This is a genomic window from Parasphingorhabdus sp. SCSIO 66989, from assembly GCF_032852305.1.
Taxonomy (GTDB): Bacteria; Pseudomonadota; Alphaproteobacteria; order Sphingomonadales; family Sphingomonadaceae; genus Alterisphingorhabdus; species Alterisphingorhabdus coralli.
Window position 1 is genome coordinate 2,654,625 of record NZ_CP136594.1, and the last position, 26,457, is coordinate 2,681,081.

A 26,457-nucleotide genomic window follows, 5' to 3' on the forward strand; every position below is an offset into this window, starting at 1 on the left:
CGGGTTCCTTTGCTGTGCGTTGGAACCCAGCCAATTGTCACTATTCATTGGCTTTGGCTTCGAGCCTTTTCATTTTCAAATTTTCCCACCCTGTTTTGTTCTCGGTGAGAAAATCAACAATGGTTTTAGCAACTTTGGCCAATAGCGAGCCATCCGGCACGGCCTGTTTGTTTTCAGGGCACCATGAACCTAGGTGCCGTACTATCTCGGCTTTGATCGGCACGGTTTCCTGCCGAAGCGCAAACATCCAACCTTCATGGATAATCTTATCCCATTCGAAAGTGTGTTTCTGACGTGGCTGACCAGCCTTTGGGAGCGCATTGAGTAGTTCGGGGCGGTCAAACCAGATTTGTTCCCACTGATCGATATGGACCATGAAACAGCCGGTTCGAATATTGAGAGCAAAGGATGGATTTGTGAGCCACTCCATCGGAAGCTTGGTAAAACTGACCCCATCATCAGCCAGAGCATAGGCCGTCACCCAGCCTCCCGTGACGTAGGATGTGAGTTCGTCCTGAACATGACGAGCGCGTGTCCAAGCCTCCCGATCTGGTGCTTGATCTATGCCATTTTCCAGAGCAAACGGATCGTCGGATTTCCAGTCTTCATGATGAAACCGTCTGCCTATAATGTCGGCAGCATCGGCAAGGGATATCTGACGTGCATTCGCAGAAATGTTACTGTTCAAGCTGCTCAAGAAACTCTCCCCACTTCACCAACGCATCGCGTTTTTCATCCTCATAGCCATAACGGTTATACACCGCAGCTACACCGGAAATCGTGCCAGATACATGGTTCAGCACCCGCTCAATCTCATGCGGCGGTATTTTCATTTTGGCCATATTGGTCGCAGCGGTGCGGCGAAGGTCATGCAGCCGCCAGCCTGTTGTACCGGAATTCTCGCAGATACGCTTGTGCATCTTGGTGATACCACTGATTGGTGTGGTGCGCGTGGTAGTGAACACCAGATCGCAATCGATAAAGCGAGGCAGAGCCTTCAATATGCTGATCGCAAAAGGTGTAAGCGAGACATTATGTGGCTTGCCGTTTTTGGATCGCTCTGCGCATATCTCCCAAACTTGATTGTCAAAATTGATCTCTGACCAGCGCATATTGGCAACTTCACTGCGTCGCTGCGCGGTAGCCATAAGGATGAGGATATAGGGGCCAAAGGGAAACGGCTCTTCACGGCAGGCTTGGATGACCCGCTTCAGTTCATCGTCACTCATCACTCTGTCGCGTGGCTTCTCACGCCGAGGGGCCTTGACGCCTATCATCGGGCTAGCCTCGACAATCCCGCGTTCCACGAACCAGTTAAACATGCGTCTCGTGTAGGACACCAGCCGATTGGCCTGATAGTTCGATCCGCGCTCAACGGCCGCATCGACCGCTTCCAATATATCGGCGCGGGTAACCTGTTTGACATCCCGCTCGCCAAAGCGGCTGACCAGCTCGCGCTTCAAAGCGCGGTTGGTTTCTTTCCAGCATTTGTTCTGCGGTTTGGCATATTGCCGGATGAATGCGTCCACACCGTCGCTGAGCGTCATAAACTCGCTGCGTCGAACATTTTGCGGATCAATGCCTTGTTCGACCTTGCGAAAGGTATCCAGCGCCCTTTCCCGCGCTTCAGCAAGCGTGACAATCGGATAAGTGCCGAGCGTTTGGCGACGCTGTCGGATGCCATAGCGATAGGTCGCATAGAAGGATTTACGACCCTCTGGCGTAACCCTCACGCCAAATCCGGGGAGATAGACATCGCGAACATCATAGCGTTTGGCCTTTGGTTTCAAGGCCAGCACCGTCTTGTTTGTAAGGGTTTTCTTCATTGTCATCACCTTTTGATGACAATCTAATAATCACCTATTTGGCCAAATCTCAAAGAAAACCCTAGCTGGTGGAGAGCCTGAAATGGAAAGGTGCGATCTGTTGTGATCTGGCAAAGAGACCGCTCATTCACCGATTGCTAAATAATATCGGGTCGATTTTCTCTCACCCTCCCGTCGCAATGCGCCAAGCCTCACAAGGTCAGCCAGATCACGTGTCGCCGTCGCGGTGGTTGCATCGGTGATCGTGCGATAGTTCTTTGCGCTCAAGCCGCCTGCAAAGCCGTCGGGGCCTTCGGCGAACATTCGGATAAGCGCCTTTTCCTGTCGCTCGTTTATCTGGCCGCGCAAACGGTCAAGCAAACGCGTTTTTTCGATCAGAAAGCGAATGCGGGTAAGAGTCCGTTCCTGGGCTGCCAGCACAATATCCGCAAACCATGACAGCCAATCATCTAGCTGGTTGGACTGGCTGGCGCGCTGCAATTGCGCATAATAGTCTTTGCGATGGCGATGGATGGTTTCGGCGAGCGCGGTCAGTGTGGGTGCTTCGATTGTCTGCGCCAGCGCTTTTTCTGCAATTGCTCGACCGATACGGCCATTACCGTCCTCAAAGGGATGGATAGACTCGAACCAAAGGTGAGCAATCCCGGCGCGTGTGATCGCGGGTAAAGGCTTGGCTCCTGTGGGTGCCGTCTGGTTGAGCCATGCAATGAAGCCATGCATCTCTTGCGGTACCGCATCGGATGGAGGTGCCTCATAATGAACACGCGGCGCATGGAGAGCACCAGAAACGATCTGCATCGGATCACTCTGGGTTCGATATCGCCCGATATCGTTCAGGTCGCGCCGGCCTGCCATCAGCATGGAATGCCAATCGAACAATAACTGATCTGAGATGGGATCGTCATAGGTCTGGTAAAGGTTGGCCATCAGCTCTGCGGCCCCCGTTTCGGCAGCATTTGCACGTCGATGCTCGGCACGAATTCCCATATGCCGCGCCAGCGAAGATTGAACGCTGGCCCGATCCAGAACCTCGCCTTCAATGGCCGAACTGTCCACGGTCTCCTGTGCGATCAGCTCAATCGTCAGCGCGTCTTTTTCTTCGCCATCCGCATGAAGCATAGCGCCGACAACAACGCCCGCACCTTTCAGAAAGCGTTCTTCTGCTGCCTGTAAAGCTGCGGCATCATAGTCGAAATTCGGCCAATCCGGTTGTTGCCAGTTCCATTGCATGATCGATAAGGACCTTTCTTATCGATCTTTATAACAGCATTATATGATCTATAAAACATCTATTTATCGATCAAATAATCCGCTCAAGCGATTTGCCCGAAAGGTCTTCAAGGATAGCAGACGTCCAGTTCAATGTGCGGGCCGGTTGATGCGTTTGCGCAGCTCGGCGAAATAAGCATCGTTGGCAACCTTAGAGTCTTTTTCATTTAGATTGAATCTGGGGATTCCCTTTTTTCGATATTTGTGATTCAAGCTGCTGGCTGGGCAAGGAGGCCAGCAGTTATGGCACGAGCTTATTCTGACGATCTACGAGAGCGCGCAGCTGCTGCGGTGGTTTCGGGACGCAGCTGCCGAGAGGTTGCTGATTTGTTTGGTGTGAGTGTGGCCAGTGTGGTGAAGTGGTCACAGCGCCGTCGCCGGGAGGGTAGCGCTGCTGCCCGGCGCATGGGTGGTTATCGCAAGCGTCAGCTTGAGCCGCACCGGTCGTTTATCATCGAGCGGTTGCAGGCTCAGCCTGATCTGACCCTTTACCAACTGACGGCAGAACTGTCCGAGCGCGGCATCGTCACCAGCCCGGCTTCGGTTTGGCGGATGGTTCGTTCGGCCGGTCTCAGCTTCAAAAAAAAGTCTCTTCGCCATCGAGCAACTGCGGCCAAAAGTGGCGCGGCGGCGGGCACAATGGAAGAAATATCAAGGCCGACTTGATCCCAAGCGCCTCGTCTTCATCGACGAGACCTGGACCAAGACCAACATGACACCGCTACGCGGCTGGGCACCGCGCGGCAGCAAGCTGATCCCTCGTGCGCCCTTCGGCAGTTGGCGTACACTGACATTCCTTGCCGCTCTGCGCCATGATCGCATCGATGCGCCATGCGTCATTGACGGGCCAATTAACGGCCAACTCTTTACTGCTTATGTCGAGCAGTTCCTTGTGCCTACACTCTCACCTGGTGACATCGTCATCATGGACAATCTGGGTAGCCACAAGGGACAGGCCGTGCGCAGGGCAATCCGCAGTGTAGGTGCCAGACTGTTCTTCCTCCCACCCTACAGTCCAGACCTCAACCCTATCGAACAGGCCTTTGCCAAGCTGAAAACCCTGTTGCGTAAAGCCAAAGAGCGATCCGTCGAAGCAACATGGCAGCGCATCGGGAAACTGCTCGATACCTTCTCTCCGCAAGAATGCGCCAACTATCTCAGAAACTCAGGATATGCTTCAATCTAAATGAAAAAGAGTCTAGTTGCGGGAGAGCGCGCGCCTTCTAGAATCAGGTTACGAAGATTCTGGCGCTCTTTCATGGCTGAAGTGGTATCGAATGTTCTCATGAAGCCTTAATACACCTCTTGGCGTAGATTGGCGATCTTGGGATTTTGCCTGACACAGAATATACGCCGTGTTATGTATCAACAACCGGGGGTTCTTTGGATAGGCTCCCCCTACCTGGTGTCGCACCAGATACCACGCGATATTTTCTAGAAAATTGGACTTCAATAAACTTCGTGATGCATGGGTAGCACACGGGCATCAGACGCCTTTGTTTGTGTGAAAGAGCCTGAAAAGACCTGAAACGGTTTGATACCCCAAAGAGTCCGAATTTCAAGAAATTATGGAGAATATGCGTCTATTTTCAATGGCTTGATTGGACTTGAAGTGCGACTTTTAATCAGTAGGTCGCTGGTTCGAACCCAGCAGGGCTCACCATATTTTTCGTGATTTTTGACATTGCTGAGATGATGTCTCGACTGTCTAGATTGACTTCGCATCAATAGGGAATGTGCGCGCATATCCACCTGGGTGCCAGGCAAATAGCTTGATGTCAGACCGCATCCCCGCCTTGAAAAAAGGGTCGTCTTCAACAAAGGCTTTGGCTGCTTCCCAATCCTCGGCTTCAAATAGCATGATCGAACCCTCAGGTTTTTCGCTGTCAGTATCAAATGTAGGGCCTGCCGCAAGCAATTGAGCGCTCTTCTGTTTCAGATAGGCGCGATGCGCGTCGCGTTCTTCATCCGTTGGTGTTTTGTCAGACATGGTTGTTTTGGCGCAGAAGAACATGCATTTTCTCCATTAATACAAAAGATGAAAACGGTAGGCGGCTACCATTAAAAACAGCTTCCGGCTCTGCCATTGCTGCCTTCCATATATTGAATGCCGTCATACATGCGGTGCACTTCCTGATGGCGTGTGCGCATCCACGGCAATTGCTTGATCATGTCCCAGATGCTCAACCATCCGGACTTTTCCCACAGCCAGGGGAAGATTTTGGTGGGCTTGAAATTGGGCATGTTATGCTCACCGAGCTTTGCGACTTCAGCATCAAGATCGTTGGCTTCCAGCAATGTCTCCAAGACATCGACATGATTCCAGTCAGACCGATAGCGGACAATACCCTCTTCATCGATCAGCCAGAGCGAGTTGGGGAACTCGCCCCATTGGCGATGTGCCGTACCGACTACATCGTCAATCATTACGATGCGGTTTTGCGCGAGAAGCGGTTCAACAAGCCGCGCCGTTTCCAGTTTATGTGCATCATCACGATGCGCCGGAAATTTCGGCGCAGGATGCGCCTCGCGGGTATAAAGCAGAAGGAAAACCGTGTTCGGATCATCAGCGTAACGATCAGCAACCCGGTTCATCGGATCAATATTCCCGCCAAACATTGGGCAGGTCATGCTTCCCGTTTCTAGAACAATACGCTTACCCTTGAAATCCGAGAGCCGCACCGCGCTGCCGTCAAAACGGCGCGCGGTAAAATCTGTCGCACACTCACCTATTTTCGGCGAATGCAACGCGAACGGGATCGGGCCATAAACCTTATTGTCAAATCTCTCATAATTATAGCTATTCGCCATTGCCGGTCTCGATCGCTAAAGGGGTTCAATCATATCTTGGTCAACGCCAGTCTCGCCCGGGATCAGGGTAAACACCAAGCCATCTTCGGCCAGGAGCACATTGCCCGGCATACCGCGCAGAAAGACCCGTTGCATCAGCCATTGATCGGGAGGCGGAGCGAGATGATACATGACCAGTTTGCGAACCTTGGTATTGTGCGCAATCTCGCCAAAATCCTCGGCAGCGCTATGATAATCCCCCGCCTTTGACATGACGTATGATATGCGCTCGTCCGACTTGCGCGCAGCAGCCTCGGCCATCAGCCGTGACAGGCGCGCCGATTGCGCTTCGTGGAAGAGAATATCGGCATTCCGAGCGAGCCTTTCCAATGTCGCCGATCGCCGCGTGTCGCCCGAAACAAGAACGGTGCGATCCCCATAGTGAATACGATATCCAAAGGCAGGCTCAACCGGTGAATGATCGACCAGAAAGGCCTCAACGACCAGCTTGCCCTTGCGATAAACTTCAACCGTATCTCCGGGCCGTGGTTCAGCGGCATGGGCAAGCATCAAAGCACCGCGCATAGGCAGAAACCGCTCTGTGCCATATGTATTGCGATACCCATAATCGAGACCCAGGGCTTGATTATAGCCTTTGACAACGCGATCCACACCGACCGGTCCATGGACATGGAGCGGCTCTCTTCGCCCCCAAATCCAACCCTGCACATTGGCTTCATCCAGGTCGCCCAGATGGTCGGAGTGAAAATGTGTCAGAAAAACGCGCGAAATATGCTGCGCGCCCAAGCCCCAATTCTCAATGTTGCGGATCGCGCCTGCGCCGACATCGAATAGAAGAATCTCTCCGTCAGCGATGACACCGATACAGGTTTTTGCACGGTCCCATGTGGCGATCGGCGACGAGCTGCCGCAGACAAAAGCACGAAGGCCACTATTATCCGCTATATAGGGATGAACCTTGCCTAATCGGCTTTCCGCCAATGAACGCAATGGCCTGTCGAGTATCGGGTCTGCTGTGTAAAGAAGATAGCCAGCCACACCGAGCAAAATGAGTAAGATGAAAGCGATAAGCCGACGAATGGGATGCTTACTTTTCTTGGCGCGATACCGCTTGCTGTCTTCGGCATAGGACATGCCAGAAGCTTAGCGACGCGACCCGACCATTAAAGCGTCAACGCCATGCCAGAACGGTATCAGCCGCAGAGCTGGGCACAGCAGCGCCTCATAATGCGCGATCGCTGCTATAGACCTTTACCCACGCGAATTGCCTGCCTTCGAACCGCCAGAAATTGACATTGTGCATTGTCATTGGCGGTCGATCCTTGGGATAGGCCATTGCCTTAAACGATGCGCAAAGCGTGCCCGTCTCGGTGTCGGCAGCGACCTCCAATATTTCACGGTCAATCCGCTCATGGCGCGCAAACACGCCAGCATACATGTCCGCTATTTGCTTATGGCCGGTGAAAACACGACCACTGGGATAAAGCGTAAAGCTGGCATCGGGTCGAAAAAAGCCAAGTGTCTCTTTTATGCTGTCCTTGTCGATGGTTGCGAAATACTGGTCTATCGCGATCCGAACCATGGCCGCACGTGACAGCATCGGTATCAAACCACTGAACCGCGCGGCGGATAATCACGCGCCAGCATCGCATCAAATCCTTCCAGAATATCCGCAGCATGCACGCGGTTAAAGGGGTTGGTGCCATAAACCGCGCTGTAAATCTGCCAGTTGCGGCTGTCGACCATGATGATCGCTGGCTCGCTGAAGCGGCGCGGTTCACGCTCATTGATGGAATCGGTAAGATAAAGCCCCCAGCTACGCGCTTGTTCCTCGCTCAGGCCATAGCCCACATCCAGACCCTCCAGACCCCATTGGGACACCGCGCTCTCTGCGCGTTGCCGTTCGTCCATGGATATCGCCACGCACGCGACACCACGATCCGCAAAGCGCGCCAACTTGTTCTTGATATCAATAACATGCAGCTTACACCGTGGGCAGTGCAAGCCGCGATAAAAATCGATCAAGACCATGCGTTCGGCGGTGGATTCGCGCAAAGACCAATGGCCACCCCCCACCCTATCCAGCATCAGATCAGGCGATGGTTGACCCGGTAGTAGCGTTGTATGCGTCGTCATACAGTAGAGCCCTTCAGCAATGCCTAGATTTAGCGGCAGCAAGACCCATGTTCGACATGGCTCTGTGCGCTCACAACATACTGTAAAGACCTTCTATGCGTGACGTGCTATACGGTCTAATACCTTCTAAAAACACCCAATATGCAAGAAAGGTATTGTTTGCCGGGTCCAGAATCCAAACGGGTGCCATCAGTCCGCGTCCCCTTTATCGATGCCGGAGACATGCTGCTTGAATCGAATGTGTCCTACGAGGTTCCGGCACAGCCTTTCTCGGCCCTCTATATTCCACTTAGCGATGAGTTGCTTTTCACTGTGGGAGAAGAGAAAGTAGCTGCCACGGTTGACGATATCATGGCCATCCCGCGCGGCACCGCACATTCACTGCGCTTGCCCGGAGCCAGACCGACCCGTCGAGGACGGCTAGAACCACCATTTGAAACCACGCCACAAAAAAGTGGCACGTTGTCGCGGCTCTTCTGCTGTCGCGTGCCCACAACAGCCAATCCGTTGCCTGATATTGTGCCGGATATCATTCATTACAAACCTGAAAGGCAACGCGAATGCGGTCGACTGGACCTTCTGCTCAGCCTGATCCGGCATCACGCTCTTAACGCATCAACAAACAGGCAGGCGAAGTTGAGGCGGCTTGCTGAAGTTGCGGCGGGTATCTTTCTTGAAGGCGTTATCTCAGATTATGAAAGTGCTGGGCTAAGCATGGCTAATGCTGCTTCCGATCCACAGATTCGGCGTGCTATCAACAAGATACACGAGAATCCGGAAGCTTTGCTCAGCCTTCAGGATTTGGCGACAACGGCCGGGCTTTCTCGGTCCAGTTTCTCGGAGCGCTTCCGTACGGCAACCGGCAAAAGTCCCATGGCTTATGTGTCTGACCATCGGCTCGGGCTTGCCGCCAGACTGCTGTCAAAGGACCAGATAACCGTATCGCAGGCGGCAGTGGCCGTCGGATATGAAACTGACTCCGCTTTCGCCAAAGCCTTTCGCAAGCGCTATGGGGTGAGCCCGGCTGTATATCGCAGGCGGGCAGAACCCTAGCGCTAGCTGCTATAAATCAAGCACTATTGTACAGCCCGGCTTGCCGCGCGATACGCATACCGCCATAGCGCTGTTGGCAGCCTTTTCCTCATCATAAAGACAGGCGTCGCGGTGGATGATGTCACCGGAAACGACATCGGTAATGCAGGTGCCGCATACGCCTTCCAGACAGGAAGAGTCTCGCGACACCCCCAGTTCATTAATCATTTCGAGGATCGACTTGTCTTCAGGGACCGAGAAGCTCTTGCCCGAGCGGGCCAGTTCGACAGTAAAGCTGCCGCTGTCCTCGGCTGACAGTTCTTCCACGGTATTTTCAAACCGTTCGGTACGTAGTCTTTCCATGCCCCAGTCGCTTGTCAGCTGTGCCAGTTCGTCAAGCATGCGGCCCGGGCCACAGGCATAAAGCTGCACTCCGCTCGGCATTCCTGCAATATAGTCTGCAAGATCAAGCCGCGCGGCATTGGGACCTTGGCTTAGATGATAGCGCACCCTGCCCGCGAATTCCGGTCTGGACAGAAAATCGCGAAATGGAATGGTACTCTCGCTGCGCGCACAAATGTCGAGCATGAATGGCTTACCCAGTTCGGCAAGTTCTATCGCCATATGCAAGATCGGGGTTAGCCCTATGCCGCCCGCCAGCAGATGATAGGCATCACGGCCATGATCGAGCGCAAATGTGTTACGCGGCGCAGATATGGAAAGCGTATCACCTGTTTGTATCTTGTCGCACAGCTCACGCGAACCGCCTTCACCCGTCTCTTCGCGCAGCACCGCGATGGAGAGCTGATGCGGAACGTCGCGTTTCAGGCCAGTCAGCGAGTATTGCCGCACCAGACCGCTGGGAAGGTGAACGTCGATATGCGCGCCGGCCATGCGCGAAATGGCCTTGCCACCCTGTGCCGCTTCCAGAGTGAAAGCATATGTATTTTCGGCCACGGCTTCCTTGGCAACCACATTAGCTTGCAAAAGATCGGACACGATACAGTTCTCTCCGCTAATCTTGACAAAAGGCCCGGTTTAGAATGCCTTGCGTACCTCTAGACCGATGACACGCGGCGCGCCCTGCACACCGAAAAATGTCGCGATCTCGGGGTCTACGATCAGGCCGGCGGCACCTGGACTGGCGATGATCTGACTGTAATAATCCTCATCAAACAGGTTGCGCGCAAATACTGCAAACTCCCATTGATCATCGGAAGTGGAGATAGCTGCGCGCAGATTGACGATGGTAAAAGCGCCGATCTCGGCTTCTGGACTAAGTATGGGATCGAGATTTTGTGAGCTGGTGTACACCACATCGCTGCGCAGGCTGGCGTTGAGGTTTCCGGTCAAGGCGAAGTCATATTGCAGGCCGCCTGAAATTGTCACTTCTGGCGCCCGGCTCAGTGCTTCGCCATCCACATCATTGACCGCAGGCAGGAACAGATCAACGCCCGGAATCTGCGGTATCTGCGCCGCCTGACTGCCGGGGAATGTGGTATCGATATATTGCGAATTGTTATAGGCTGCAGCGAGGTTCAACTTCAGGCCATCGGTGATCGGCCAGAAGAAATCGCCTTCGATACCCCATACTTCTGCCTCACCAGCATTGACCACGATAATGTTCGCAGGATTTGTGGGGTCAAAGGTCTGAACCTGAAGATTTTCGAAATTGGTGTAGAAGACAGCCACATTGAGCCGCATTCCATTGTCAAAGACATTGCGGTAGCCGATCTCGTAGCTGGTCGACGTTTCCTTATCAAAAGTCAGGCCATTGGCATTCAGCAGGATGCTGGCATTGATGCCGCCTGCTTTCAAACCTTCCGAATAGGTCGCATAAATATTACTGTTCGGGCTGATCTGATAGTTGAGACTGGCCATGTTGATCCAGTCTTCATTCTCGACAGTATCGGTGAGACCAAGAAGTGTCGGGAACTGTAACGGAAAGGGAATGCCGCTACCGGCATTAACACCGGGATCCGGGTCCTGATTGATCACACCGTCCTTGGTTTCATTGTTGTAACGAAAGCCATAGGTCAAAGTGAGATCATCAATAATCTCATAGGACAACTGCCCGAATGCGGCGAACGCCTCTGTAGACACGCTGGCAACCGAATTCGCGCTTTGCGGAGTCGTGATCGGGTTGGGCGGCATCATCGCGTTGAAACCGCCGAACAGTGGCACGCCAAATTCTGTTTGCGTATCGGTCTCAAAGCTGGAGTCAAAATAGAATAATCCCAACAGGAAATCGAAGCGGCCAAAGCTTTCATTATTGGCTATCCGCAGTTCCTGCGAAAACTGTTCATCCTCATTGCGCACCGATGTCAGAAACAGATCGGCAGCAGAGAAATCAGGATCGACTGAGGCGAAATCTTCCGACTCCCTATAGGCGGTTATCGAGGTCAGGGTGATCCGACCAATATCCCAATTGGCTTCGAGTGAAACGCCATATTGTTCAAGGTCATCCGCTTCGGGTCCGCCACGGCCAGTATCGCGGCTGAACGGCAGCTCAACATTGCGCACCGCCCTGACAAAACCGGCCAGCTGCGGATTGGTCTGGGCGGCCTGAAGAACCGCGGCTACATCATTCTGATCCTTGTTAAAAACCTCAACCAGACGTGACGCATTGGTGGTCGCGTTGGAGTAGTCCCCGATCAGTTTCAGTTCAAAATTGGGCGCAGCTTCAATGACGAATTTGGCGCGGATGCCATAATCTTCGCTTTCGCCGATTGGGTCCCCTGTGACCTCATCGTTGAGAAAACTGTCCTGCCGACCATAAAAGCCGGAAACCGATGCCCCAATACCATCAGCAAGCTGACCGGAAATACGCCCGCGCAAATCTACCAGATCATAGCTGCCATAGCTGGCATAGAATGACGTTTCCAAGTCCTTGGACGGTTCGTTGGTGTATATGTTGACCGCGCCAGCCGAGGTATTCCGACCGTATAGAGTGCCTTGCGGTCCGCGAAGCACCTCAAAGCGGGATATGTCGGTCAACTTACCGGTCAGCGCAGCAGGCCGTGCAATATACACGCCGTCGACAAAAAAGCCGACACTGGGGTCAATACCGGGGTTACTTGTGCTCGACGTCAGCCCGCGCACATTGATCGCAACCTCGGACCGGTCAAACCCCTCATAGACATTGAAATTTGGGATAAGATTGGCCACCGAAGCCGCATCATCGGCGCCCGCCGCGATGATTGTCGCCTCGTCAACCGCGGCAATAGAGATCGGGACTTCGGCAAGACCTTGCTCTCGCTTTTGCGCTGTAACAACGATAACCGGTTCGCTGTCATCCTGATCGTTCTCAGACACCTCGCCCGAAACGTCCTGTGCCATAGCTCCAGTGGTCAACGCCACTGAAGCCACTCCTAGACGCAACGCAGCGCGATGCATTCGGGATAATGCACCCATGATAATCTCTCCCATAGCGTTATTTTTTACGGGGAGTAGGCAGCAGTGCATCATGTCATCCAATACTTTAAAAATGTCTCATTCATACTGATTTGCTATGGAGACGCATATCAGGAGACGCTTCTGGCATAGCCGCATTCTTGTTTATCAGGCCAGAAATCATTGGTATTGAGCCAATCTTCCCTTGCGATACACCATAGTCGAAATTGGCGGCTACAAACTTGCTATCTGGCACTGTGTCCGCTTCACCTGAATAAAGCCTATCAGAACTGTCACAGTCAATTCACCAAATAGGATAAAAGACGATATTCCCATCTGCCGGACGATTGGCACGGACAAGCGCGATATCCCGATGCAGATTGTCGACGCAAATAGATGAGGAATAGTTCATATGGCCACAATGCCTTCCGATGCTGGTTTGACCCCTGAGCAGTTCGATCGGGTCGCCCCCACCAACAGCTATTGGGACAGATTCCGCCAAGGTGCCAGCGCAGTCAGAAAGCGCACAATGAAGCGCATGGCAGAACGCCTCGGCCTCAGCGACAAGGACGATATTGGCCAGGCTGAGCTTCAGTTGTTCACGTCCGAAGCGGCGCAGATGGCCGAATTCTATTTCAAGGAATATGGCAGCGCAGAAAAACCGCAATCACTGGGCGAAGTTCCCTGGGATTATGTCGAGGAATATCAGGAAGAAATTCCTTTCTTCGGCCTGCGTGAATATTGGTATCCTGCCGCTTTCAGCCATGAGCTCAAGCATAATGAGCATAAGGCGGTGGAACTGCTTGGGGACAATATCGTCCTTTTCCGCGACAAGGATGGCAGTCCCTGTGCGCTAGAGAACCGCTGTCCGCATCGCGGTCCCCTGCTATCCTTGGGCCAAACCAATGCGGTCGAGATCGGCACCATAACATGTCGCTATCATGGCATGACATTCAACAAACATGGCGAGTGCGTTGCTTTCTTGGCCGACGGCCCAAACAGTCCTGCCTGTGGTAAGGTCAAGGCAAAGTCTTATCCGGCAGAAGAAGTGAACGGTGTCATCTTCGTCTATATGGGCATCAAGGAACCCGAACCGTTTCTCGACAGCATGCCACATGCCCGCGAGGTGATGAAGGATGGTCGCCTTATCCGCAGCATGATGAATGTGCCCTATAGCTATCTCAACCAGCTCGACAACACGGTGGATATGACCCATGTCGGCTGTCTGCACCGTACCTGCTATCTGTTTGGCGACCAGAAAATGGGCGGCGGTGTCGCCTTTGAGGAATTGCCCGGCAACGGTGTTTATGCCCGACTACGCGATATGGGTGGCCATGGCGGAAGCAAGGCGATTGACGATATTCGCTGGTTCATGCCCAATCTGGTGCACCATGGCGAAGAGTTTATGGATGGCGGCGTGCATGGCATTTTCTTCTGGTTCGTGCCGCAAAATGCCGGATCGTTTAACGCCTGGCTGATCGGATCGATCAACGAGGAGAAAGTCGGCAAGGCCAAGGCCAAATTTATGGCGACAACGCTCAAGCGCGCGCTGCAATCCGATGCCTTGCCCGGCATGGCCTGCTTCATTGGCGGCGATGCACCGATGCAGATGGCACAGGGCCGCATTGCCCGCTGGGATAAGGACTATCTAGCCAGAACCGATAGGGCCGTCATCAAAGTCCGGCAGATGATGAAAGATGCGCATAAGGCCGAGCAGGAATTACGCAAACAGGCGGGCTTGGACCCGCTGGCACATCGCGTATCGAAGAACACTGAGGTCAAGGCAGCAACAGGCTGATTTTCATTTGCGATTACGCGAAACCTACGGAGCGCTTTTGAATTTGAGGCGCCACATGGTTTCCTTTGCAAAGCGCGCGCAAAAGTTAGGCTTTACCTCGAAAGTGCTGTCGACTATCTCGGCTTATTGATGCCAGATAGGGCTCCAAAGATTGCGCCCGCCACGGCTGACAGTGCAAGTGCTGATCCCAGATATCGAGCCCTAGGCAGGACTTTACCCTTCACACATCCAGCTTGTTGCTGCCCAAGATATACCAAAAGCCTGCAGCCGATCGCAGTAAGTTGAGCTTATCCTGCGGATCGCAAACCTCAGCTTCAATGCTCAAATTTACTCTTGTAAAAAATTGCATAAGACCTGGAAAGCTATTAACAATTTCGCTGCATAGCCTGTCCCGATTCGTTGTTACGATGACTTTCAAAAGCTTATGCATTCCCTGATTGTGGGGCACCCTTGGTGTAAAGAGGGATATTATGCGGCGTGTTTTTACTCTGATTTCTACGATTGCTTTAATGGTTTGGGGATGTTCCAACGAGCAATCGGGAGGAATGCCTGCGCCGGAGGTAACGGTACAAAAACCCGAAACGCGCACCATTGTTGATTGGGATGAATATACCGGTCAGTTTGAGGCGGTAGAGGCGGTTGAGGTCCGGGCGCGTGTCTCTGGTTATCTGGAGCGCATCTATTTTCGTGAAGGCGCGATTGTGCGCAAGGGTGATTTGCTGGTGCAGATTGACGCCCGCCCTTTTGAGGCGGCCCTAGCCGAAGCGCGCGCAGCGTTGGAAGGAGCGATTACCCGGCGTGATCTCGCTGGGGCAGATCTGAAACGCGGTGAAATATTGCTGGCCGAGCAGGCAATCAGCCAGGAAGAATTTGATACCCGGCAACAGGCGCAAAAAGAGGCGCGCACCAGCGTAGCCGCTGCGCGCGCGGCAGTGCGTCAGGCACAACTGAATCTGAGCTTCACCCGGGTTCGTGCACCAGTGACCGGGCGGGTTGGCAGCCGCGAGACGACGGTTGGCAACCTTGTCTCCGGTGGCGGGCCGACCTCGACATTGCTGACCACTATCTTCTCTATGAGCCCGATCTATTTCTCCTTCACCGCCAATGAGGCGGCCTATCTCAAATATGTGCGACAGAATTCCCAAGGCTCACGGCCATCATCACGCGATGTTGCCAATCCGGTGCGGCTGAAGCTGCAGGATGAGGAAGAGTTCATCCATGAAGGCGAGATGACCTTTGTCGATAACCGGGTCGACCCGAATAGCGGCACGGTTGAGGGGCGCGCGGTGTTCGACAATGCTGAAGGGCTGTTCCTGCCAGGCATGTTCGGCCGGATGCAATTGCTGGGCTCAGGTGAATATGAAGCGATATTGGTGCCTGATGCGGCGATCTTGTCGGATCAGTCGAACAAGATTGTGATGACGGTCAACAAGGAGAATGTCGTGGTGCCGCGCCCGGTCGAACTCGGTTCGCTACAAGAAGGCAATATGCGCGTTATCCGCAGCGGTTTAGGCAAGGACGAGCGGGTTATTGTCGGTGGGCTGATGCGCGCGAGACCGGGCAACGAAGTGGTGCCGAAGCCGCCCTCGGAAAAGGAGGCGACAAAGGCAACCGCGCAAAAGCCGAAAGAGAAAAAGGCAGATGCGGATGACGCATCGTGAAGTTTCCCCACTTCTTCATTGAGCGCCCCATTTTCGCTGCGGTGCTGTCGATCCTGATCATCTTGGTCGGGTCAATCACCTATTTCAATCTGCCGGTAGCACAATATCCCGAGATTGCGCCGCCCACCATCACCGTGACCGCCACCTATCCCGGTGCCGGGGCCGAGGTTGTGGCGGACACTGTCGCAACGCCTATTGAGCAGGAACTCAACGGCGTTGAGGACATGCTCTATATGTACAGCCAGTCCACCGATGATGGGCGGCTGACAATTACTGTTACCTTTGCGCTCGGCACCGATCTCGATGCGGCGCAGGTGCTGGTGCAGAACCGGGTCAGTATTGCCGAGCCCCGCCTGCCCGAGCCGGTGCGACGGCTGGGCGTGATTACCCAGAAAAGCTCGCCCGATCTGCTGACTGTCATTCACCTCAATTCACCAGATGAGAGCCGCGATCAGCTCTATATCTCTAACTATGCGCTGCTGCAGATTCGCGACACACTGGCGCGGCTTGATGGCGTCGGTTCGATCACCATTTTCGGTGCGCGTGAATATTCCATGCGCATCTGGCTCGATCCTGACAAGATGGCCGGATTGCAGATTACCGCCAGCGATGTCGTCGCCGCGTTGCGTGCGGAAAATGTACAGGTTGCATCGGGCATATTGGGCCAACCGCCGGTAGATATGGAAGCGGCCAACCAGATTAGCGTGCGGACGCTGGGGCGTTTGCAGGAGCCGGAAGAGTTTGAGAGTATCGTCGTCAAAACCGACGAACGCGGCAATCTCACCCGGGTGCGCGACATAGCGCGGGTGGAATTGGGGGCTCAGGATTATTCCACCAACGCTTATCTTGATGAGAAACCAGCGGTGGCCATCGCCATTTTTCAGCGGCCCGGTTCCAACGCGATTCAAACCGCCAAGGGCATTGAGGAAACCATAGAAGAGCTGAGCCAGGATTTCCCCGATGGTCTGGCCTATAACATTATCTACAACCCGACCGAATTTATCGCGGAATCGGTGAATGAGGTCTACATAACAATCTTTGAGGCGGTGATCCTGGTGACCATCGTCGTCTTCATCTTCCTGCAAAGCTGGCGCGCTGCGATTATCCCGATTGTTGCCATTCCGGTGTCGCTGATCGGTACCTTCGCGATCATGGGCGCGCTCGGCTTCTCATTGAACAATCTCAGCCTGTTCGGGCTGGTGCTGGCTATCGGTATCGTCGTCGATGATGCGATTGTTGTGGTCGAAAATGTCGAGCGCGAATTGCGCAGTGGCAAATCGCCCAAAGAGGCGGCGCATGTCACCATGGACGAAGTCGGTGGCGCGCTGATCGCCATTGCGCTGGTGCTCTCTGCAGTGTTTGTGCCGACTGCCTTTATTACCGGCATATCCGGGCAATTCTATCAGCAATTCGCGTTGACCATCGCGACAGCCACCATCATCTCTGCCTTCAACTCCCTGACGCTGTCACCTGCGCTGGCGGCGATATTGCTCCAGCCGGAGGGCCATGAGGAAGGCAAGGCCAAGAACCGCTTTGCCGCCATACTCGACCGCTTCTTCGACTGGTTTAACCGCAGCTTTGACAAGCTGGCAGAGAATTATGGCAAGATCACCGCCAAGCTGATCCGTATGACCGGCGCTATCCTGATCGTCTATGCGCTGCTTATCGCAACGACAGTGTGGCGGTTTAACGAGACTCCGACCGGTTTCATCCCGGAACAGGACCAGGGCTATCTCATCGTCGCGATCCAGTTACCGCCGGGCAGTTCCCTGTCGCGCACCGATACGGTTTTGCGCCGCGCCACCGATATCATTCTGGAGACACCCGGCTTTCACAACACCGCCGGATTTGCTGGGTTCAGCGGAGCGACCTTTACCAATGCGCCCAATGCAGGCGCCATTTTTGCGGTGATGGATGAATTTGACGAACGCGAAGGCGCGGTCGAACTGTTGGCCCAGCTTAACCAGAAGCTGCAGGCAATTGACGAGGCGTTTATCATTGTTATCGCACCGCCTGCAGTGCGCGGCATCGGCAATGCCGGTGGTGTGCGGATGATGGTACAGGATCGCGCCGGTCGCGGCAGTGGCGAGCTCAATAATGCGACCCAATCGCTGATCGCTGCCGCCAATCAGGATCCGCGCCTGATCAATGTCTTTGCCTCTTATGAAACCGCGACGCCGCAGCTTTATCTCGATATTGACCGGGTGAAGGCGCAGCAGTTGGGCGTGCCGATTTCCGATGTGTTCAGCACGCTTGAGGTGTTTCTGGGTTCCGCCTTTGTCAATGATTTCAATTATCTGGGCCGGACCTATCGCGTCAGCGCCCAGGCCGATGCGCCCTATCGTATGCAGCGCGAGGATATCTCGCGGCTGCGCGCGCGCAATGCCGATACCGGCGAAATGGTGCCAATAGGCAGCGTGGTGAATTATCGCGACATTACCGGCCCTTCGCGCCAGCCGCGCTATAATCTCTTCCCCGCCGCAGAAATCGATGCCTCGGCCGCGCCCGGTGTGAGCTCGGGCGAAGCGATATCGGCCATGGAAGAACTCGCCGAAAGCACGCTGCCCGATGGCTTTTCCTTTGAATGGACGGGACTTGCCTATCAGGAGGTTAGCGCCGGATCGACGGCATCTCTGGTTTTCGTCTTTGCTGTCGTCATCGTCTTTCTGGTGCTCGCGGCGCAATATGAGAGCTGGCTGTTGCCGCTGGCGATCATCCTGATTGTGCCCATGTGTCTGCTTTCGGCGATTGTCGGCGTTGGGCTGCGCGGTATCGATAACAATATTCTGACCCAGATCGGGCTGGTGGTGCTGGTCGGCCTGGCGTCGAAAAACGCAATCCTGATCGTCGAATTCGCCAAGCAGCGTGAGGATGGCGGGCTGAACCGCTTTGCCGCCGCGGTTGAAGCCGCGAAGCTGCGCCTGCGCCCGATCCTGATGACCAGCTTTGCCTTCATCCTCGGTGTGGTGCCGCTGATGACGGCCAGCGGGGCCGGGTTCGAGATGCGACAGGCGCTGGGTACAGCGGTGTTCTTCGGCATGCTCGGCGTCACCATTTTTGGGCTTTTCCTGACGCCTGCTTTCTATGTGCTATGCCGCAGCTTGGCCGCGCGCGGTGGCAAGAGTGACGCCGACCCCAAAGACAAAGCAGAGCCGGACCGGCCGGCTGATAGCCCGGCAGCGGAGCCGGCAGAATGACGGCGCATCCGGCTCTTCTCGCTGCACGGCTGGCGCTTGTGTCCGGCCTTGCCTTGCTTACCAGCGCCTGTCTGGTTGGCCCGGACTATAAAGGCCCGCCGAAAATGGCGGAGCTTAATCGCGAGGTCTTCACCCGTGCCGCGATCGCCACTGCAACCTCGGATCAGCCGGTGGAGCTGTGGTGGAAAAAGCTTGGCGACCCGCAACTCGACGCGCTTATTGCCCGCGCCTTTGACAATAACCGCAACCTTGCCGAAGCCCGCGCCAATCTGCGCGCCTCACGTGCGGTGTTGCAGGGTAGCCAGCAGGAATTCCTTCCCGGGGGTGGCCTGAATGCCTCCTATACTCGCCAGCGCTTTTCCGAAGAGGCGCTGATTTTTGGCGGACAGGGTGATGATTTTTCCATACCTGATCAGGATCTATACGCCATTGGTGCCGATACCCGCTGGGAGATTGACCTGTTTGGCCGCATCCGTCGCGGGGTGCAGGCGGCGCGCACCCGTGCCGAAGCCGCTGAAGCGGTGCGCGACGATCTGTTGGTCAGCGTCGCCGCCGAGGTAGCAACGGCTTATGTCGCGCTGCGCGGGGCGCAGAAGCGGCTGGCCGTTGCCGAACGTAATGCCGCTAATCAGGAGGACAGCTTCAAGCTGACACAGGTACTTCTGCGTGGTGGGCGTGGCACTAAGCTGGACGTTGAGCGCGCCCGTGGGCAACTCGCCAATACGCTTGCGACTATTCCGCCGCTGAAAGCTGAATTTGATGTGCAGGCGCACCGCCTTGGTGTTCTCACTGGTGATGGGCCGACAGCGCTGCGCGAAGAACTCAGCCCGTCCATGCCGATTCCGAGAATGCCAACCTTGATCGGTGTCGGCAGCCCGGCCGACCTCTTCCGCCGCCGCCCCGATATCCGCGCTGCCGAGCGCGAACTGGCCGCAGCGACGGCGGATATCGGCATCCAGACAGCCGACTATTTCCCCACGGTCAGCCTTGTCGGCAGCGGCGGCTTTCAATCAAACACAACCGGCAATCTACTGCAAAGTTCGGCATTGCAATTCACGCTCGGCCCGCAACTCATCTGGAATCTGCTCGACTTCACCCGCATCCGCGCCCGGGTAAAAGAAGCCGGTGCCCGCGCCGAAGCCGCGGCAGCGCGTTATGAACAGACGGTCCTGCTGGCCTTTGAGGAGACCGAAAACGCGCTTACTCTCTATGGCAATGAGCTGCTCCGCCGCGAGCAGTTGGGGGAAGCCCGTGACGCTACCCGCGAGGCAGCGCGATTGGCGCGGCTGCGCTATGACAATGGCATTGATGACTTCCTTGCTGTGCTCGACGCCGAACGTGTTGCTCTAATCAGCGAAGACGCGCGCGTGGTGAGCGAGGTGGAGGCCACACTCCAAGAGATAGCAATCTATCGCGCCTTGGGAGGTGGATGGCAAACACAAGCTGAGGCGGAAGCTAAATCGCAGTAAACAATTGGATGGTTTAGGCAAGTGCGGTCAGTTTAGATCCTTGGATTGTCTACTCCAGTTTTCTGACATGGTCCGACCAGTGTTGTTATATTTGACTCCGATTAGTGCGGATTGGCCGCATCCTTGCTGGCCTCAAAAAGCTGTTGATCCGCCCATCGCACAAAGTCAGATGGGAGATAACTCGCCACCAGCTCCAAGCGTGGATTGTTCATTAGCTTGTGTATCTCTTGGAAATTTATGTAGGTTCCCATGTATAGGGCCGAAGTGTGCTCCATCCCGGGGTAGCGCTGCAGCATCTTGTTGATGACCTGTTCTGAAGTCTCGCTAGATGCCAGCGCTTCCTCATATGCTTCGATATAATTTAGGCTGTGCTCAAAAACGCCTTTCGGGGTCATATGCGCAGTGGATTTACGGGGCACATGGCCGGGTATGGCCACCGCAATATCCATCTTCATCCATTCGCGTATCTGGGCCTTCCATTTGGCGCGGTTTTCCGGGGTGCTTCCACCCATCATTATATGGGCATCATAATAGAGAATATCATTGGGGAGCAGCGCCTTGAGATCGGGAATATAGACCACCGTATGCGGTTCATCATGATGGCCTAGCCCGACATCGCCATAATGGTCATGCCAAAGCTGAATCTCCCGACCTTCCAGCATAATGACTTTGCTATCCAGCGGTTCAAAGGGAACCGATGGGACTGCGGCATTGTCGCCAAATCGCCCGATTGCCCGCTCATCATCGCTTCCCATGCGCAATTTCTGCAATTCGGACACTCTGGGCGCTGCCAGAAACCGGGCTTTGGGAAAACGCCGCTTCAAGACGCTTGCGCCTTGCGAATGGTCGAGATGGGCATGTCCGAGATAAACGATGGACAGGTTCAGTCCGGTCTTTTCGATTTCATCTGCCAAGCGTTCGGCAGCGAGCTTTGTCGCCTGGGTAGCGACCAGAACCATCTCGCGCTCGCCCATGATCATGCTCGAAGAGACGTTGATCTCCTCTAGCTCCGAAACAAAATGACGCAGCGTGAGCGGGCTGTCCGGCACCACTGCCTCGTAAGTGCGATATGGGGTGTTATCCAATTCCTCAGGAATGAAGTCCGATGCATTCTGGCCGCTGCCGCCGCTGACCCAGACCGCAAGTCCGATAAGAAAGGCGACGAACAGAAGCACCGGGATGGAGACTAAGGTCAAGACTCGTTTGATTGTCATTGCGGATCTCCCACGGCGTTGGCCATAAGCTTCCGCGCTGCCATGATGGACTGATTGCGTCGATCAACCGTCCTGAAAGCCTTGAGCACGGGGTAACGAGCATCCACCCTGCCCTCATGGCCGAGCATCCATAATTGCTGATAAAACCAGTATATCCCGGCAAACCCGTCCATTGCCTTCATCATCTTGAACCGACGCAGAAAGCCCAGCCAATTGGGCAGAAGCCCCAGATCATCCTCATAGCGCGGCAGGGTGTCCATTCCGTCCAGAAGCTGTTGCGGCGCATCAGTCATCAGGCACATCGGGCGTGCAAGACCGATCAGGTCGGCCGCGCCCGATTCCAGCGCCTGCTCCATCGCCTGACGCGTACGAAAGCCGCCCGTCACCATCAATGGTATCTGGACTTTAGCCTGCATCGCCTTTGCAAAATCGACAAAATAGGCTTCGCGCGCCGCCGTGGATTGCGCGACATTCTGCTTTTCTTCCGGTTCAATGCCTTCTTTGCCTGCAAGCTTGGGTTGCTCATAGGTGCCGCCGGATATCTCGATCAGATCCACCGATGCCGCCTCAAGCCATTCCACAACAGCAAGGCTGTCTTCAAAATTGAAACCGCCCTTCTGAAAATCGGCACTGTTGAGCTTTACCGATACCGGGAATTCTGGTCCAACCGCCTCACGCACAGCGGCGACAATCTCAAGCAGAAAGCGCGCACGGTTTTCCAGCGTGCCACCATAGTCATCAGTGCGATGGTTGACCCGCGGTGACAGGAATTGTGAGATCAGATAGCCATGCGCGCCATGAATCTCCACTCCCGTAAACCCGGCTTCCTGACATGCGCGTGCCGCTATTGCCCAGCGTGTAACTAAATCAGCAATTTCATCGACCGAGAGCGGTGACGGCGTGCCGAACAATCCTCCCGGCAAATCCAGAGCAACATCTGAGGAAGACTTTGGCGTCGGATTAACGACTTTCTGGGTCTGGCGTCCGCCATGGCTGATCTGGGCCCAGAACTGATTGCCACTGCGCGTTGCTGCCTGCGCCCAGCGCCTCAGACGATTTTTCATATCTCCATCGGGTTCGGCCTCGATGACGACATTGCCGGGGCGCTCAAGATGGTCTTTGTCGACAATGACATTGCCGCTCAGCAAAAGGCCAGCCCCGCCATCGGACCAGATGCCATAAAGGCGTTCAAGCTCTGGCGTGGGCCGACCATCTGGCGTGGCCAACCCTTCTGTCATCGCCGCTTTGGCAAGCCGATTCGGTATGATCACCCCGCAGGGAAGCTTCAATTCTGCATCCAGCATAGCGCCCATTCTATCCTCTGTTTTGCTTGTAACCCCTCGGAACACAGCGCGCATCTGCTCTTTGGAAAGCTAAATGCGAATTTATAGTTGCTTTATAGAACCAATACTTTTATTATGCAACCGTATTGAGCAGGAGACAAAATATGGCTGCGGTAGAATATGTGCATGAGAACGGCGTTGCGAGGATCACCCTCAACTCACCACCACAAAACCGGATCGGTAATGAACTGGTAGCGGGTCTGACAGCCGCAATCATGGATGTTGCCGGACGCAATGACACCCGCGCCCTGCTGCTTTCAGCCACCGGACCAGACTTCAGCTGGGGTGGAGATATTCGCAATTGGCAGAATATCAGCCATAAGGATTTTGGTGCAACGCTGGAACAAGCGCTTCAACTCACCAATACATTCGAGGATTTTCCCTTCCCAACCATCGCTGCGGTTCAGGGCCAATGCAGCGGCGGCGGCTATGAGCTGGCATTGAGGGCCGACATCATCATCGCTGCCGATAATGCTCGCTTTGGTCATTCCGAAGCAACGATCGGTGTTTTCACCTTTTTGGGCGGCGTACAGCGTGTGGCGGACCGGATCGGCCGCGGTCGCGCTCTGGAATGGGCTTACACTGCCGAGATGATCGAAGCCCAGCGGGCGCTTGATCTGGGCCTCGTCAATCAATGCGTCCCATCGGATGAGCTTGCAGATACCGCAGAATCATGGGTCGAAAAGCTGGCAAGCGGAGCCACCTTGGCGCATGCTGCGCACAAGAAACTGCTCCGCGCATGGTCCACATCCGGGGTCGCCGCTGCCGATGCGATGATCCCGCAAATGGCCGAAGACATCCATGCCAGCGCCGACCTGCAGGACCATCTGCCTGCAGCCATAGCCGCAGTTGAAGCCGGAGAACCCCGGCCCAAATTCCCTTTCAAAGGTCAATAAACAAAACTGAGCAGGAGCAAGGAAATGGCAATTGATCTGGCTAGAGCCATGGCGAGCACGGATGTGGCACCCTTTGATGATGCCGCGATCTGCAAGGAACTCGAGCATTGGTTTTTCGAAGTGTATTTCAACCATTGGGTCGAGGTTGGCGCCGGGAAACGCAAGGATGGCCCGGAATTCATCCTGGAATATTGGGGCACGCCGATGTTCGTCACCAATGACCAGCCAGCGCTGGCGCTGTGGCTGCTTGACGGGGAAGATGTCATTCAATTCCTTGCTGTGCAGCATGAGATGCTGAAAGCGGGCGGCTATTCGCATACCCATGTGCCGGACAGAAAGGTTCGAGCCTATAATAATACAGGCGGTGCGATTGAAGTCATCTGGTCGCGTCGTGCGCCTGATGAAAGCGAAATTCAACGCTTTGTTGTACATTTTGAGTGCGCCAAGTTTGACGGAAAATGGAAAGTTGTCGGCGTGCATAGCCGCGCGACCGATGCTGCGCTCGATGGTGACACCATTGACGGCGCATGGTCCGCTCCCGTGAAGCAGGAGGCGTAAATGGCCGGCACAGACGAAGCGCCGATTATCTATCCGCCGATCATTGTCCCTGAGGGCGTAGAGCGCAAAAAAATCACCTTCTGGGCCAGAGGTTTGGCAATTGATGCCGATATTTATCGTCCGCAAGATCTTACTGATAACCAGAAAGTGCCAGCGGTCGCGATGTCGCATGGTATGGGCGGCGACAAGGAAACCCCCGGACGCTATGCAGCGCGCTTTGCCGCGTCAGGAATGATTGCCTTGACGTTCACCCACACCAGTTGGGGGAATTCTCAGGGCCGTCTGATAGCCGCTGAACCGCTGCCCGAGCCTGATGAAAACGGCGAAGCAACGGTCAAGGTGCGGATGATCCGCGATTCCATCGATCCGCTCGAATGGGTTGATACCTATCGCGCCGCTTTGGATTATCTGGAAGGCGAACCCAATGTTGACCCAGAACGCTTGGGCGCATGGGGGACCAGTTTCGGTGGTGGTACCGCATTCTATGTCGCTGGAGAGGATGAGCGGGTCAAAGCACTCGCTATACAGGTTCCGGCAGTGTTTAATGCCCCGCCACCGATGGCCGAGCATGGCAAGGCCCGCGCCATCCAGATTGCGCGTGGCGACTTTGACCCTATCCCGCAATCCGAGGATGCCCTGCCAGGTTTGAAGGGTACGCCGCATTTTGCCCGGCTCGCCCAGTTCAAGGTTGCTGATAAGGCCAACACTATCTCTGTTCCGACACTAATCCTGGACGCGGCCAACGAGGAATTGTTTGACATAGCTGAAAGCGGCGCGGCGGCGCATACCAAGCTGAAAGCACGGGGCATTGAAACCTATTACGAGGTGATCCCTGATATCGACCATTACGGCATCTATTTTGACGGTTATGAGCGTAGCTGCCAGCTAGCGCATGACTGGTTTCAGAAGCATTTGTGAAGGATGGCAAGATGAGTCCAGACCTGCTGAATCCTGAAATCCGCGATGCCATTGCCCGATTGCCAAGGCTGCCTTTCGCCTCGCGCATCTTTCTGCCGCTTGCGCGCATGGCCTATAATGTCGCCTCACGTTCACCTCTGATGGATGGCGTTAGGGTCGAAAAAGTATCTTCCGGCGATGTGGAAATGCTGGCCTATACCAACAAGGCTAAGGCCAGCCGTGCCGCGGTGTTGTGGTTTTACGGCGGTGGCTTTTTGGCCGGAAAGCCCGAGCATCTCAACGCTCTGGCCAGTATGATCGCTCTGCACAGCGGCGCAAGCGTCTTTGTGCCAACATATCGTCTCGCACCAAAACACCCCTTCCCTGCCGCTTTGGAGGACTCACAACGCGCATGGCGATGGTTGCTCGAGGAAGGGCCTGGTATAGGCATCGATACTGAACGGCTTGCCGTCGGCGGCAATAGCGCGGGCGGAGGGCTGGCTGCCTCATTGGTGCAATGGATTTCTGATGAGAGCGATGTCCAGCCGCGTTCGCAGATATTATTCTATCCTATGCTGGACGACCGGGTGGCTGCAGATCAGAGCCTCGACCGGATCAATCACTTCATCTGGAATAACAGGGCCAATCGTGTTGCCTGGAATGCCTATCTCTCACCGCATAAAGTTGGCGCAGCACAATTGCCACCCTATGCTTCTGCGGCAAGACGTGATGACCTTGGCGGATTACCCCCGACATGGATCGGCCAATGCGCGCTTGATCTGTTTTGTCAGGAAGATGGTGACTATGCGCAAAGGCTTATAGCGGCAGGCGTTGATTGTAAGCTCGAGCAAGTCGAGGGCGTGCCTCATGCCTTTGAAGTGATCCAACCCGACGCCAGCATTTCTAAAGCCTTTACCCGATCAGCAGTTGATTTTCTGGCAGAGTCACTCAACTAAG

General features: G+C 54.8%; 22 protein-coding genes. 10 read left to right on the forward strand and 12 right to left on the reverse strand.

Annotated elements, in window-relative coordinates; genetic code table 11:
- Positions 1–40: 40 nt before the first annotated feature.
- From RB602_RS12500 to RB602_RS12510, 3 genes are all read right to left on the reverse strand, one after another.
- Positions 41–697 carry a hypothetical protein gene (locus RB602_RS12500; RefSeq protein ID WP_317080918.1) on the reverse strand — a complete coding sequence of 219 codons (657 nt, stop codon included), beginning with the start codon at positions 695–697 and terminating at the stop codon, positions 41–43.
- Entirely contained in the window at positions 678–1,826 is a 1,149-nt protein-coding gene (locus RB602_RS12505) for a tyrosine-type recombinase/integrase (protein ID WP_317080919.1), read from the reverse strand. Before RB602_RS12505 ends, RB602_RS12500 begins: the two co-directional genes overlap by 20 nt.
- 123 nt (positions 1,827–1,949) lie before the next feature.
- Positions 1,950–3,056 (reverse strand): Fic family protein, encoded by a 1,107-nt coding sequence (locus tag RB602_RS12510; protein WP_317080920.1) that lies wholly within the window; start codon positions 3,054–3,056, stop codon positions 1,950–1,952.
- 282 nt (positions 3,057–3,338) lie between these two features.
- On the opposite strand from RB602_RS12510, the gene RB602_RS12515 reads away from it, so the two are divergent.
- A protein-coding gene (locus RB602_RS12515) for an IS630 family transposase (RefSeq protein WP_317080531.1) occupies positions 3,339–4,281 on the forward strand; the annotation gives its coding sequence in 2 pieces (ribosomal slippage) (positions 3,339–3,674 and positions 3,676–4,281; 942 coding nt in all).
- A 522-nt stretch (positions 4,282–4,803) separates the two neighbouring features.
- Here the strand turns inward: RB602_RS12515 and RB602_RS12520 are convergent.
- The 5 genes from RB602_RS12520 to RB602_RS12540 all read right to left on the reverse strand — a co-directional run bounded on the left by RB602_RS12520 (position 4,804) and on the right by RB602_RS12540 (position 8,042).
- Positions 4,804–5,109, reverse strand: a complete 306-nt coding sequence (locus RB602_RS12520; RefSeq protein WP_317080921.1) for a YciI family protein — start codon at positions 5,107–5,109, stop codon at positions 4,804–4,806.
- Positions 5,110–5,156: 47 nt separating this feature from the next.
- Positions 5,157–5,906 carry a peroxiredoxin family protein gene (locus tag RB602_RS12525; protein WP_317080922.1) on the reverse strand — a complete coding sequence of 250 codons (750 nt, stop codon included), beginning with the start codon at positions 5,904–5,906 and terminating at the stop codon, positions 5,157–5,159.
- 15 nt (positions 5,907–5,921) lie between these two features.
- Entirely contained in the window at positions 5,922–7,040 is a 1,119-nt protein-coding gene (locus RB602_RS12530) for an MBL fold metallo-hydrolase (RefSeq protein WP_317080923.1), read from the reverse strand.
- Between the two features lie 88 nt (positions 7,041–7,128).
- The gene (locus tag RB602_RS12535; protein WP_317080924.1) at positions 7,129–7,506 is read right to left on the reverse strand and encodes a nuclear transport factor 2 family protein; all 378 of its coding nucleotides are present in this window, start codon (positions 7,504–7,506) and stop codon (positions 7,129–7,131) included.
- Positions 7,507–7,511: 5 nt separating this feature from the next.
- The gene (locus tag RB602_RS12540; RefSeq protein WP_317080925.1) at positions 7,512–8,042 is read right to left on the reverse strand and encodes a redoxin domain-containing protein; all 531 of its coding nucleotides are present in this window, start codon (positions 8,040–8,042) and stop codon (positions 7,512–7,514) included.
- A gap of 222 nt (positions 8,043–8,264) precedes the next feature.
- On the opposite strand from RB602_RS12540, the gene RB602_RS12545 reads away from it, so the two are divergent.
- Positions 8,265–9,095 (forward strand): helix-turn-helix domain-containing protein, encoded by an 831-nt coding sequence (locus RB602_RS12545; RefSeq protein WP_317080926.1) that lies wholly within the window; start codon positions 8,265–8,267, stop codon positions 9,093–9,095.
- Between the two features lie 9 nt (positions 9,096–9,104).
- Here RB602_RS12545 and RB602_RS12550 read toward each other — a convergent pair whose 3' ends face one another.
- Together RB602_RS12550 and RB602_RS12555 are read right to left on the reverse strand one after the other, a co-directional pair.
- A complete protein-coding gene (locus RB602_RS12550) occupies positions 9,105–10,073 on the reverse strand; it encodes a PDR/VanB family oxidoreductase (RefSeq protein ID WP_317080928.1) in 969 nt (322 codons plus the stop codon).
- 39 nt (positions 10,074–10,112) lie between these two features.
- Positions 10,113–12,434 (reverse strand): TonB-dependent receptor, encoded by a 2,322-nt coding sequence (locus RB602_RS12555; RefSeq protein WP_317080929.1) that lies wholly within the window; start codon positions 12,432–12,434, stop codon positions 10,113–10,115.
- Positions 12,435–12,879: 445 nt separating this feature from the next.
- On the opposite strand from RB602_RS12555, the gene RB602_RS12560 reads away from it, so the two are divergent.
- The 4 genes from RB602_RS12560 to RB602_RS12575 all read left to right on the forward strand — a co-directional run bounded on the left by RB602_RS12560 (position 12,880) and on the right by RB602_RS12575 (position 20,592).
- Positions 12,880–14,265 carry a Rieske 2Fe-2S domain-containing protein gene (locus RB602_RS12560; RefSeq protein ID WP_317080930.1) on the forward strand — a complete coding sequence of 462 codons (1,386 nt, stop codon included), beginning with the start codon at positions 12,880–12,882 and terminating at the stop codon, positions 14,263–14,265.
- A 545-nt stretch (positions 14,266–14,810) separates the two neighbouring features.
- Positions 14,811–15,926 carry an efflux RND transporter periplasmic adaptor subunit gene (locus RB602_RS12565; RefSeq protein WP_317080931.1) on the forward strand — a complete coding sequence of 372 codons (1,116 nt, stop codon included), beginning with the start codon at positions 14,811–14,813 and terminating at the stop codon, positions 15,924–15,926.
- Positions 15,923–19,123: an efflux RND transporter permease subunit gene (locus RB602_RS12570; protein ID WP_317080932.1), complete on the forward strand. Its 3,201-nt coding sequence runs from the start codon at positions 15,923–15,925 to the stop codon at positions 19,121–19,123. The genes RB602_RS12565 and RB602_RS12570 overlap by 4 nt, the downstream gene beginning before the upstream one ends.
- A complete protein-coding gene (locus RB602_RS12575) occupies positions 19,120–20,592 on the forward strand; it encodes an efflux transporter outer membrane subunit (protein WP_317080933.1) in 1,473 nt (490 codons plus the stop codon). Before RB602_RS12570 ends, RB602_RS12575 begins: the two co-directional genes overlap by 4 nt.
- 101 nt (positions 20,593–20,693) lie before the next feature.
- Here the strand turns inward: RB602_RS12575 and RB602_RS12580 are convergent, their stop codons facing one another.
- Positions 20,694–21,806, reverse strand: a complete 1,113-nt coding sequence (locus tag RB602_RS12580) for an MBL fold metallo-hydrolase (protein ID WP_317080934.1) — start codon at positions 21,804–21,806, stop codon at positions 20,694–20,696.
- Positions 21,803–23,119 carry an NADH:flavin oxidoreductase/NADH oxidase family protein gene (locus RB602_RS12585; protein WP_317080935.1) on the reverse strand — a complete coding sequence of 439 codons (1,317 nt, stop codon included), beginning with the start codon at positions 23,117–23,119 and terminating at the stop codon, positions 21,803–21,805. Before RB602_RS12585 ends, RB602_RS12580 begins: the two co-directional genes overlap by 4 nt.
- A 134-nt stretch (positions 23,120–23,253) precedes the next feature.
- Between RB602_RS12585 and RB602_RS12590 the strand changes: the two genes are divergently transcribed.
- From RB602_RS12590 to RB602_RS12605, 4 genes are read left to right on the forward strand one after another with little or no spacing between them, the layout of a single operon-like run.
- On the forward strand, positions 23,254–24,045 hold the full coding sequence (locus tag RB602_RS12590) for an enoyl-CoA hydratase/isomerase family protein (RefSeq protein ID WP_317080936.1): 792 nt from the start codon (positions 23,254–23,256) through the stop codon (positions 24,043–24,045).
- Positions 24,046–24,069: 24 nt separating this feature from the next.
- Positions 24,070–24,603, forward strand: a complete 534-nt coding sequence (locus tag RB602_RS12595) for a DUF6841 family protein (RefSeq protein ID WP_317080937.1) — start codon at positions 24,070–24,072, stop codon at positions 24,601–24,603.
- The gene (locus RB602_RS12600; RefSeq protein WP_317080938.1) at positions 24,604–25,521 is read left to right on the forward strand and encodes an alpha/beta hydrolase; all 918 of its coding nucleotides are present in this window, start codon (positions 24,604–24,606) and stop codon (positions 25,519–25,521) included. It begins immediately after the preceding gene.
- Between the two features lie 11 nt (positions 25,522–25,532).
- Positions 25,533–26,456, forward strand: a complete 924-nt coding sequence (locus tag RB602_RS12605) for an alpha/beta hydrolase (RefSeq protein WP_317080939.1) — start codon at positions 25,533–25,535, stop codon at positions 26,454–26,456.
- Position 26,457 lies beyond the last annotated feature (1 nt).

Excerpts from the sequence above, each read along its gene's own strand:
- RB602_RS12565 (WP_317080931.1), top strand. The coding sequence starts at position 14,811 with ATGCCTGCGCCGGAGGTAACGGTACAAAAACCCGAAACGCGCACCATT.
- RB602_RS12505 (WP_317080919.1), bottom strand. The coding sequence starts at position 1,826 with ATGAAGAAAACCCTTACAAACAAGACGGTGCTGGCCTTGAAACCAAAG.
- RB602_RS12540 (WP_317080925.1), bottom strand. The coding sequence starts at position 8,042 with ATGACGACGCATACAACGCTACTACCGGGTCAACCATCGCCTGATCTG.
- RB602_RS12520 (WP_317080921.1), bottom strand. The coding sequence starts at position 5,109 with ATGTTCTTCTGCGCCAAAACAACCATGTCTGACAAAACACCAACGGAT.
- RB602_RS12530 (WP_317080923.1), bottom strand. The coding sequence starts at position 7,040 with ATGTCCTATGCCGAAGACAGCAAGCGGTATCGCGCCAAGAAAAGTAAG.
- RB602_RS12575 (WP_317080933.1), top strand. The coding sequence starts at position 19,120 with ATGACGGCGCATCCGGCTCTTCTCGCTGCACGGCTGGCGCTTGTGTCC.
- RB602_RS12605 (WP_317080939.1), top strand. The coding sequence starts at position 25,533 with ATGAGTCCAGACCTGCTGAATCCTGAAATCCGCGATGCCATTGCCCGA.
- RB602_RS12595 (WP_317080937.1), top strand. The coding sequence starts at position 24,070 with ATGGCAATTGATCTGGCTAGAGCCATGGCGAGCACGGATGTGGCACCC.
- RB602_RS12585 (WP_317080935.1), bottom strand. The coding sequence starts at position 23,119 with ATGGGCGCTATGCTGGATGCAGAATTGAAGCTTCCCTGCGGGGTGATC.
- RB602_RS12525 (WP_317080922.1), bottom strand. The coding sequence starts at position 5,906 with ATGGCGAATAGCTATAATTATGAGAGATTTGACAATAAGGTTTATGGC.
- RB602_RS12580 (WP_317080934.1), bottom strand. The coding sequence starts at position 21,806 with ATGACAATCAAACGAGTCTTGACCTTAGTCTCCATCCCGGTGCTTCTG.
- RB602_RS12600 (WP_317080938.1), top strand. The coding sequence starts at position 24,604 with ATGGCCGGCACAGACGAAGCGCCGATTATCTATCCGCCGATCATTGTC.
- RB602_RS12590 (WP_317080936.1), top strand. The coding sequence starts at position 23,254 with ATGGCTGCGGTAGAATATGTGCATGAGAACGGCGTTGCGAGGATCACC.
- RB602_RS12535 (WP_317080924.1), bottom strand. The coding sequence starts at position 7,506 with ATGCTGTCACGTGCGGCCATGGTTCGGATCGCGATAGACCAGTATTTC.
- RB602_RS12560 (WP_317080930.1), top strand. The coding sequence starts at position 12,880 with ATGGCCACAATGCCTTCCGATGCTGGTTTGACCCCTGAGCAGTTCGAT.
- RB602_RS12545 (WP_317080926.1), top strand. The coding sequence starts at position 8,265 with ATGCTGCTTGAATCGAATGTGTCCTACGAGGTTCCGGCACAGCCTTTC.
- RB602_RS12510 (WP_317080920.1), bottom strand. The coding sequence starts at position 3,056 with ATGCAATGGAACTGGCAACAACCGGATTGGCCGAATTTCGACTATGAT.